Raw genomic sequence first — 8,572 nt, 5'->3', positions numbered from 1 at the left:
GCCGATCAGCAACTGGGTCATGATCTGGTTGGCGATCCAGATTTCCGGATAGCGTTTGAAATCGCCGGCATGGCCGTGCGGCTGGAAGCTGGCAAAGCCCGGTGGTGCGTCGGGTAATTCCTTCTTGCCGTTGTGACACGTGCGGCAGGTTTTCATGCGCTTGTCGGGATGCACCTTGGAGCCCGGGTCGGAGGACGCGAGGATGCCGTGACTGCCATGGCAGTCGAAACACTTGGCCGTGTAGGCATAACCCAGGGTGTTGATCTGGCCGTGGTAGGAAGCCTTATAGGTCGTGTAGTGCGCTTCGTGGCAATCGCCGCACTCTGCGGTAATCGCCAGTTTGATGGGGTTGGCCGAGGTGTTGCCGATGTCGTGCGTGGTGTGGCAGTCGGAGCAGACGGCTGACTTGAGGTTGTGTTTCTCTGAAATCTGCTTCCCATGCACCGATTCGTTGAACTCCTCCAGTTCGTCACTGTGGCACTTTTCGCCGCATACCTGGGGGACGCTCAGGTGCCATTCCTTGCGCTCGTTGGTACCGCGCGCCGGGACGTCGAAGCTGTGTACATCGTGGCACTCGTCGCAGGTGGCGTTGACGCGTGACTTGTCTTCCTTGTTCAAACGCGCGTGGAAGGATTGTTTATACGCGGCAATATTGGCCACGACGATGCCGAGGCGTGGCTTTTCAGACGTCCTGTTTTCCTTTTTGGCCGTTTCCCAGAGTGCTTCATGACACTGGACGCAATCGGGTGGATTTACACCGGCGGCCTTCTGATGCCCGGCCTGGCTGTCGACAATGTCCGTATGGCAGCTTACGCATTGCAGCTTGGCATGCACGCTCTTGCTGAACTTGTCGGAACTGACGGCGTGCATCGGGCGTTTCTCGCCATCGGCACCCGGCGCTTCCAGCTTGCCTTTCTGGCCATCGTGACAGGTCTGGCAGGTGGCGTTGTCGAGTTTGGCCGCTATCGCGGGTGCCACCGCCAGGATACCGCCAAAGAGAATGGCGCAGACGATGGTGCGCACGGAAGCCATTGTTATTGTCATGTTTTTCCCTGCCTGACCGGCGCAGGGCCGGTTGGACCGACCCCCTGCACATTCCGGGACGGGATCTCTTTCTGGTGAAAAAAGGCGTTTTCCGGAACAGCCGCCTCAGCGCGAGAGAATCCAGTCGATGAGGTTCTTCAGTTCTTTAGGGTCTTTGGTGTCGATGATCTTGTGCTCTTCTTCGGTGCCGTCTTCGAGCTTGACTTTCGGGCCGGTGGTGAGGTTTTTCATGAGCTTCTCTTCGGCATCGGCCTTGCCCTTGTACTTTGCCGCGATCTTCTGGTACGAGGGGCCTTTCTTGGCCTTGTCGACGGCGTGGCATTTGAAACAGTCGTTGCGCTTGCCTAGGGCCTTGGCGGCTTCGTCGTCAACGGCGGCAAGGGCAGAGCCGGCAAGGTTCAGTGACAGCAGGCCGGCGACCAGCAATGGTTTTGTCAGATTCATGGCATCCTCAACGTTGAAAGTTTTGACTTGTGCGGCCCGGACGACTGCAGACCGGGCCGCATTGAAGCATGGCTTAAGGCAGCTTGACTGCGTTGATGTCAACCTTGGTGCCTTTGGCTACGCCAAGTCCGAGGGTTTTCACAAACGAAACGTGGTGGCCGCGCGTCGTGATGTTGTCGTCGTGAGCGGCAAATCCGATGTCGTAAACCCCCCCGGCCTTCAAGGCCTTGTCGTCACTATTGGTCAGGCCGAGCGGGCGGACCATTACGACAGTCCACATACCGTCTTTCCAGCTCGCGATGGCATTGTTGTCGGCCGCCGATCCCTTGGCATCCTCACGACTCAGGATGTAGTCCGGAACCATGTCGCCTTCTTTCCAGCCGGCATTCGGATCAAACGGTACAGCGTTCTTCTCGCGAATCAGGAAGTGGTCCCCTTGGTGCAACTGATCGACGGTAATTGATTTGTAGCCTACTTTGCTGGCATCCCACATGAATTTCGGGGCATGCGTTGTGGCGTCGGCATTGCCGCTGAACATGTCTTTTCCGGCATCGCCAAGGCGGAACTCAAGGACATAGCCATCGTCTGCCATACCAACCGGGTAGCTGCGATGCGCACGCCACTGGATGAGGTCAACAAATCCGCCTGCGGCCTTGATCTTGTTGATTTCTTCAACGCTCTTGCCGGTTTTCCAATCGGACGGATCATTCCGGCTCTCGGGGAGATACTTGCGCACATCGCTCTTCTTGATCGACGTCAACAGCGGGTTGGCAGCAACTTCCGCCTTGGTGAATTGCTTTTGCATGTCGCGCTGCCCATCATGGCAAGAGAGCCAGCACCCCTGTTTGGCAAAACCAGGCACCTTGCCATCGTCGATCATGATCGACATGCGGTCTTCGTAGATGCCCATCATCTGGCCATCCTGAACGATCTTGTCGAGTTTTGGGAAGCCCCAGACTTCCCATTTCTTGCCGTCGAAACGCAGGTATTGATGCTCGGTACCGGGATAAGCGTTATCTGTTTTCCACTGGAAGCGCAGGTAGGCATTCTTTTCGTCATAAGCCGCCTGCACCTTGAGATCCTTGTAGCCCGACTTGCCCTTGACCGGCATCGGCTCGAGCGGGCCGGCTTGCACCAGCTTGTTGCCCAGATCCTTCTCGGCACCTTCTTCGTCATGGCACGAGGTACAGGAATCGCCACGCTTGACCTCTTTCGCCGCGTTCTTGTGCGCATCGCTGCGTAACCATTCGTACGAAGACTGCCCAGGGTAAAACAAGGGAACATTGGTCGCCGGAATCCTGGACCAGTTGATCTTGGCCGGATCGGCCGCCGTTACGGTACCGGTGGTGAATACTCCAATGACCCCTAGCGCGGCAATTTGAGCAAACAATACAGTTTTTTTCATGTCACTCCTCCGTTCGTTTTTGTTTATCAATAAGTCCAGCTCGCAGCAAATGGCGCGCCATTGCAATTTACGCTGGCGTCTGATTATCTGCCCAATTCGGCAGGGTCAGTAAAAAATATGTCAAGTCGAGAAACGGGCTTATTGCAGGATCTGGCACAGGGCGTCAACCAGCGCCTGACACTGCAAATCGGTACCGATGGTGATGCGCAGGTGCTGGTCGATGCGCGGCAGTTTGAAGTGGCGAACGATGACCTGGCGCTGGCGCAGTTGCGCCGCCAGTTGCGTCGCATCGTGCTGCGGATGACGCGTGAAGATGAAGTTGGCTGCCGAAGGCAGTACCTCGAAGCCGAGGCGTTCAAGCTCGGCGGTCAGTGTTGTGCGGCTGTCGATGACGGCCAGTCGGGTCTTCTCCAGATGTTCCCTGTCGTTCATTGCGGCGCTGGCGCCGGCAATCGCCAGGCGGTCGAGCGGATAGGAATTGAAACTGTTCTTCACCCGCTCCAGCGCCTCGATCAGCAGTGGGTTGCCGACGGCATAACCGGCGCGCAGCCCGGCCAGCGAGTGCGACTTGGAGAGTGTGCGGATCACCAGCAGGTTGGGGTAACGATTGACCAGTGCGATGGCCGTGGGAATGACCTGGCCGGCGAAGTCGATGTAGGCCTCGTCGATGACGACAATGGAATACGGGTGGGCGGCGAGCAGGCGCTCGATTTCGGCCAGCGGCAGCAGGTGGCCGGTCGGCGCGTTGGGGTTGGCAATGATGATGCCGCCGTTCTCTCTGTTGTAGTCATCGACGCGGACCTCGAAGTGCTCACCGAGCGGGATGCTGATGTGCTGTACGCCATAAAGCCCGCAGTACACCGGATAAAAGCTGTAGGTGATGTCCGGCAACAGAATCGGCTTTTCGTGCTTGAGCAAGGCCATGAAGGTGTGCGCCAGCACTTCGTCGGAACCGTTGCCGACGAAGACCTGTGCCGACTCGATGGCCAACCCTGCAAAGTGGGCAGCGATCGCTTCCTTGAAGCGCTCGGCGCTGGGGTCGGGATAGAGGCGCAGGCTCGCGCCAACGGCGCCCAGCTCCTCCCGTATTGCGGCAACGGCATGCGGCGACGGCGGGTAGGGGTTTTCGTTGGTGTTCAGCTTGACGAGATTGGGCAACCTGGGTTGCTCGCCCGGAACATACGGGGTCAGCTTATGGACGAGGGCACTCCAGAATTGGCTCATGAACGGCTCGCAAGGTCGAATGCAGCGGAAGCCTTAAATGGTATCATGCACGACTATTGGTTTGAGCCGCACGGAGAGGGATCCGGAGGTTCGCTCCAGAGATTTTTGAATTCGATTTTTGCCTCTTTGCGACGGGGTCTTCATGCGGCAAGCCGAAATTACCAGAAACACCCTCGAAACCCGGATCAAGGTTCGTCTTGATCTTGACGGTAGCGGTCAGGGCACGTTTGCCAGCGGCGTTCCCTTTCTCGATCACATGCTCGATCAGATAGCCCGTCACGGGATGATCGATCTTGAGGTCGAGGCGCAGGGGGATCTGCACATTGACGCGCACCACACGGTCGAGGACATCGGCATCAGCATCGGGCAGGCGCTGGCCAGGGCGCTGGGCGACAAGCAGGGCTTGCGTCGCTATGGGCACGCCTATGTGCCGCTCGACGAGGCGCTGTCGCGCGTAGTGGTCGATCTCTCGGGTCGCCCCGGCCTGGTGTTCAACGTCGAATTCAAGCGCGCCATGATCGGCGCTTTTGACGTTGACCTGACCCATGAATTTTTCCAGGGTCTGGTCAATCACGCCCTGATCACCGTGCAGGTCGACAACCTGCGCGGCGAAAATGCGCACCATCAGGCCGAGACGGTCTTCAAGGCCTTCGGCCGCGCCCTGCGTATGGCGGCAGAAGCCGATCCGCGTGCGGCGGGCCGCATTCCCTCAACCAAGGGATCGCTCTGATGGCATCAGCGTCAGGCCGGATTGCCGTCGTCGATTATGGCATGGGCAATCTGCGCTCCGTCTGGCAGGCGCTGGTGCATGTCGCCGAGGGCCGCGAAGTCCTCGTCACCGCCGATCCGGCGCTGGTGGCTACGGCCGAACGCGTGGTGTTCCCCGGTCAGGGCGCGATGCCCGATTGCATGCGGGAGCTCGAGGCGCGCGGCTTGCGGGCGGTCGTTCTCGAAGCGGCGAAGAGCAAACCCTTTCTCGGGATCTGCATCGGCCTGCAAATGCTCTTCGAGCACAGCGATGAGGGCGATGTTCCGGGTCTGGGCGTCTTCGCCGGGGGTGTTCGCCGTTTTCCGGCTGAAAAGATGATCGCACCGCAGGGCGACAAGCTGAAGGTGCCGCACATGGGGTGGAACGAGGTGAAGCACACCCGGTCCCACCCGCTGTGGAACGGCATCGCCGACGGCGCGCGCTTTTATTTCGTGCATAGCTATTGCGTCGAACCGCTCGATCGCGAGTGCATCGTTGGCATGACGGACTACGGTATCCCCTTTACCAGTGCCGTGGCGCGGGATAATATCTTCGCTATCCAGTGCCATCCGGAGAAGAGTGCCGAGGCCGGGCTCGCCTTGTTGTCCAGTTTCACGCGCTGGAAGCCCTGAACAGACCTTGTTCTTTTCGATTCTTTTCGATCATTTTCGAACCTTTTTCCTTCCACTACTTTTCGCTTTCCAAAATGCTGATCATTCCCGCGATTGACCTGAAGGACGGGCAGTGCGTTCGTCTCAAACAGGGACTCATGAACGATGCCACCGTTTTTTCAACTTCTCCTGGCGAGCAGGCGACTCACTGGCTTGAGCAGGGCGCCCGCCGTCTGCATGTCGTCGATCTCAACGGCGCCTTCGCCGGCAAACCAAAGAACGAACATGCAATCAAGGAGATCGTCGACGCGCTTGGCGATGAAATTCCGATTCAACTCGGTGGCGGCATCCGCGACCTCGATACCATCGAGCGTTGCCTGGACGATGGCGTCAGCTACGTCATCATCGGGACCGCCGCAGTAAAAAACCCCGGCTTTCTGCACGATGCCTGCAGCGCCTTTCCGGGGCAGATCATTGTGGGCCTGGACGCCAGGGACGGCAAGGTGGCGGTCGATGGCTGGTCGAAGCTGACCGGTCACGATGTCATCGATCTGGCCAGGAAATGCCAGGACTATGGTGTCGAAGGAATTATCTACACCGATATCGGTCGCGACGGCATGCTCTCGGGCATCAACATCGAGGCCACGGTCAAGCTGGCGCAGGCCCTTATTATCCCGGTGATTGCCAGTGGCGGCCTTTCGGGCATGGACGACATCAGGAATCTCTGTGCAGTTGAGCATGAAGGGATTTTCGCCACCATTGCCGGTCGTGCCATCTATGACGGCTCGCTCGATTTTGCCGCCGCTCAGGCGGAAGCCGATCGCGCCACGCAGCGCTAGCATCACTCATTGATCAAAATTGATCGAAAGCACGGGTACCCGCTTTGGGACTTGCAAAACGCATCATTCCCTGTCTTGACGTAACCGCCGGTCGGGTGGTCAAAGGCACCAATTTCGTCGATCTGCGCGATGCCGGCGACCCGGTCGAGATTGCCCGTCGCTATGATGAGCAGGGCGCCGACGAGGTGACCTTTCTTGACATCACGGCCTCGTCCGACCAGCGCGACATCATTCTGCATATCGTCGAAGCCTGTGCCGCACAGGTCTTCATTCCGCTGACCGTCGGCGGCGGTGTGCGCTCGGTGGCCGATGTGCGTCGACTGCTCAATGCCGGTGCCGACAAGGTCAGCATGAACACGGCGGCCGTGGACAATCCCGATCTGGTTGCCGAGGCCTCGGCCAAGGTCGGCAACCAGTGCATTGTTGTGGCCATCGACGCCAAGCAGGTGGCTCCAGGACAGTGGGAGGTGTTTACCCACGGCGGGCGGAAGCGTACCGGGCTGGACGCCGTCGCTTGGGCCTGCCGCGTGCAGCAGCTCGGTGCCGGAGAAATCCTGCTGACCAGCATGGATCGCGATGGCACCAGGAATGGCTTTGACTTGCCGCTGACCCGCGCAGTTTCGGATGCCGTCGATATTCCGGTGATCGCCAGCGGCGGAGTCGGAAATCTTCAACATCTGGCCGATGGGGTGACTCAAGGTCGTGCCGATGCGGTGCTGGCGGCGAGTATTTTCCACTTTGGCGAATTTACCGTGCGCCAGGCCAAGGAGTTCATGCGCGAGCGCGGCATCGAGGTGCGGCTGTGAGCGATCTGGACCCCAATGCGGGCTGGCTCGATGCGCTCAAATGGGATGAGAACGGGATGATTCCGGCCATCGCGCAAGAGGCAAGGAGTGGCCGGGTCGTGATGTTTGCCTGGATGAACCGCGAATCGCTACAGAAAACGCTGGCCTGCGGTAACGCGGTATACTGGTCCAGGACACGTCAGCGGCTGTGGCACAAGGGTGAGGAATCCGGGCATTTCCAGAAAATCATTTCCATTCGTGCCGACTGCGACGGCGACGTGTTGCTGCTGTCCGTTGAACAGGTGGACGGGATTGCCTGTCACACGGGTCGGGAAAGCTGCTTCTTTTTCGAATTGCAGGGGGAGCGCTGGGTTCCCGCCGATCCGGTTTTGAAAGATCCTAAGGAAATTTACGCAAAATGACTACTCACGACATCCTCTATCGTCTTTCCGAAACCCTGGCCACGCGCCGTCACGCCGATCCGGAAACCTCCTACACCGCCAAGCTGCTGGCCAATGGCCCGGACTCGATCCTGAAGAAGATTGGCGAGGAAAGTGCCGAACTGATCATCGCCGCCAAGGATGGCAAACGGCTGAATATCGTCTGGGAGTCGACCGACCTGATTTTTCATGTGCTGGTACTGCTGACTTATTTTGGCATGGGGATTGAAGACGTGGCCCAGGAGCTTCGTCGCCGCGAGGGGGTCTCCGGGATCGACGAAAAGAAGTCACGGACCAAATAGATCATGGACAACTGCCTTTTTTGCAGGATTGCGCTTGGCGAAATACCTTCGCGCAAGGTGTATGCCGACGAGGATCTTTTCGCCTTCCACGATATCAATCCGGCACGTCCGCTGCACATTCTGGTGATACCCCGGCGCCACATCACATCGCTGGCGACGAGTACAGAAGCCGATACCCTGGTGCTGGGCCGGATGCTCGCTGTCGCCAACCGCTTGGCCACGGAAAACGGCAGTCCGGACGGATTCCGTGTCATTATCAATACCGGCCGTATCGGGCAGCAGGAAGTACAGCACCTGCATGCACACATCGTCGGCGGGCCGGACCCGGTCGGGCCGATGCTCAAACGGGTTTGACGGGCATTGATTGGGCATCAGGACACTGTATATCCGTCGCTGGCTTGCCCGTTGTCCTCAACCCCGATCCTCTCCCGGAGGGCGAGGGGAGGTTCGAGAGCCGCTCGCGCGGCTTTCACGTTAAGGAGATGAATCATGGGTAGTTTCAGTATCTGGCACTGGCTGATCGTTCTGATCATCGTCATGCTTGTCTTCGGCACCAAAAAACTGCGCAATATCGGCGAAGATCTCGGCGGTGCCGTGAAAGGCTTCAAGGAAGGCGTAAAGGACGCTGCGGCAGAGAACAAGCCGACGGCCGATGCGCCTTCGCCTCCACCGCAGCAGGTCGGCGGCGGGCAGACGATCGAGGGCGAGGTCAAGGAAAAGACCAAGTCGT

The 8,572-nt window shown here is 58.8% G+C and carries 11 protein-coding genes and 1 pseudogene; 8 read left to right on the top strand and 4 right to left on the bottom strand.

The window, feature by feature from the left end:
- The 4 genes and pseudogenes from JNM42_RS09330 to hisC form a co-directional block, all read right to left on the bottom strand.
- Positions 1-1,044: pseudogene (locus JNM42_RS09330) on the bottom strand (cytochrome c3 family protein); the annotation flags it as partial.
- A 105-nt stretch (positions 1,045-1,149) separates the two neighbouring features.
- Positions 1,150-1,488 (bottom strand): c-type cytochrome, encoded by a 339-nt coding sequence (locus JNM42_RS09325; RefSeq protein WP_294268608.1) that lies wholly within the window; start codon positions 1,486-1,488, stop codon positions 1,150-1,152.
- Positions 1,489-1,561: 73 nt separating this feature from the next.
- The gene (locus JNM42_RS09320) at positions 1,562-2,893 is read right to left on the bottom strand and encodes an ethylbenzene dehydrogenase-related protein (protein WP_294268607.1); all 1,332 of its coding nucleotides are present in this window, start codon (positions 2,891-2,893) and stop codon (positions 1,562-1,564) included.
- A gap of 138 nt (positions 2,894-3,031) precedes the next feature.
- Positions 3,032-4,117, bottom strand: coding sequence for a histidinol-phosphate transaminase (gene hisC / locus JNM42_RS09315; RefSeq protein ID WP_294268605.1), 1,086 nt, complete (start codon positions 4,115-4,117; stop codon positions 3,032-3,034).
- A 142-nt stretch (positions 4,118-4,259) separates the two neighbouring features.
- Here hisC and hisB point away from each other — a divergent pair, with 142 nt between their 5' ends.
- The 8 genes from hisB to tatA form a co-directional block, all read left to right on the top strand.
- Positions 4,260-4,847 carry an imidazoleglycerol-phosphate dehydratase HisB gene (hisB, locus tag JNM42_RS09310; RefSeq protein ID WP_294268603.1) on the top strand — a complete coding sequence of 196 codons (588 nt, stop codon included), beginning with the start codon at positions 4,260-4,262 and terminating at the stop codon, positions 4,845-4,847.
- Positions 4,847-5,497, top strand: coding sequence for an imidazole glycerol phosphate synthase subunit HisH (gene hisH / locus JNM42_RS09305; RefSeq protein ID WP_294268601.1), 651 nt, complete (start codon positions 4,847-4,849; stop codon positions 5,495-5,497). Before hisB ends, hisH begins: the two co-directional genes overlap by 1 nt.
- 74 nt (positions 5,498-5,571) lie before the next feature.
- Complete coding sequence (gene hisA, locus JNM42_RS09300) at positions 5,572-6,315, top strand: 1-(5-phosphoribosyl)-5-[(5-phosphoribosylamino)methylideneamino]imidazole-4-carboxamide isomerase (RefSeq protein ID WP_294268599.1); 744 nt, start codon at positions 5,572-5,574, stop codon at positions 6,313-6,315.
- A gap of 44 nt (positions 6,316-6,359) precedes the next feature.
- Complete coding sequence (gene hisF, locus JNM42_RS09295) at positions 6,360-7,121, top strand: imidazole glycerol phosphate synthase subunit HisF (RefSeq protein ID WP_294268597.1); 762 nt, start codon at positions 6,360-6,362, stop codon at positions 7,119-7,121.
- On the top strand, positions 7,118-7,522 hold the full coding sequence (gene hisI, locus JNM42_RS09290) for a phosphoribosyl-AMP cyclohydrolase (protein ID WP_294268595.1): 405 nt from the start codon (positions 7,118-7,120) through the stop codon (positions 7,520-7,522). Before hisF ends, hisI begins: the two co-directional genes overlap by 4 nt.
- Positions 7,519-7,842, top strand: coding sequence for a phosphoribosyl-ATP diphosphatase (locus JNM42_RS09285; RefSeq protein WP_294268592.1), 324 nt, complete (start codon positions 7,519-7,521; stop codon positions 7,840-7,842). The genes hisI and JNM42_RS09285 overlap by 4 nt, the downstream gene beginning before the upstream one ends.
- Positions 7,843-7,845: 3 nt before the next feature.
- Complete coding sequence (locus JNM42_RS09280; RefSeq protein ID WP_294268590.1) at positions 7,846-8,196, top strand: histidine triad nucleotide-binding protein; 351 nt, start codon at positions 7,846-7,848, stop codon at positions 8,194-8,196.
- A 135-nt stretch (positions 8,197-8,331) separates the two neighbouring features.
- On the top strand, positions 8,332-8,572 hold a 241-nt coding region (gene tatA / locus JNM42_RS09275), incomplete at its 3' end, for a Sec-independent protein translocase subunit TatA (RefSeq protein WP_294268588.1).

The organism is Propionivibrio sp., assembly GCF_016790145.1.
Classification (GTDB): Bacteria; Pseudomonadota; Gammaproteobacteria; order Burkholderiales; family Rhodocyclaceae; genus Propionivibrio.
The sequence above is the reverse complement of the archived record's forward strand: the minus strand, read 5'-3'. Positions and strand labels throughout refer to the sequence as shown.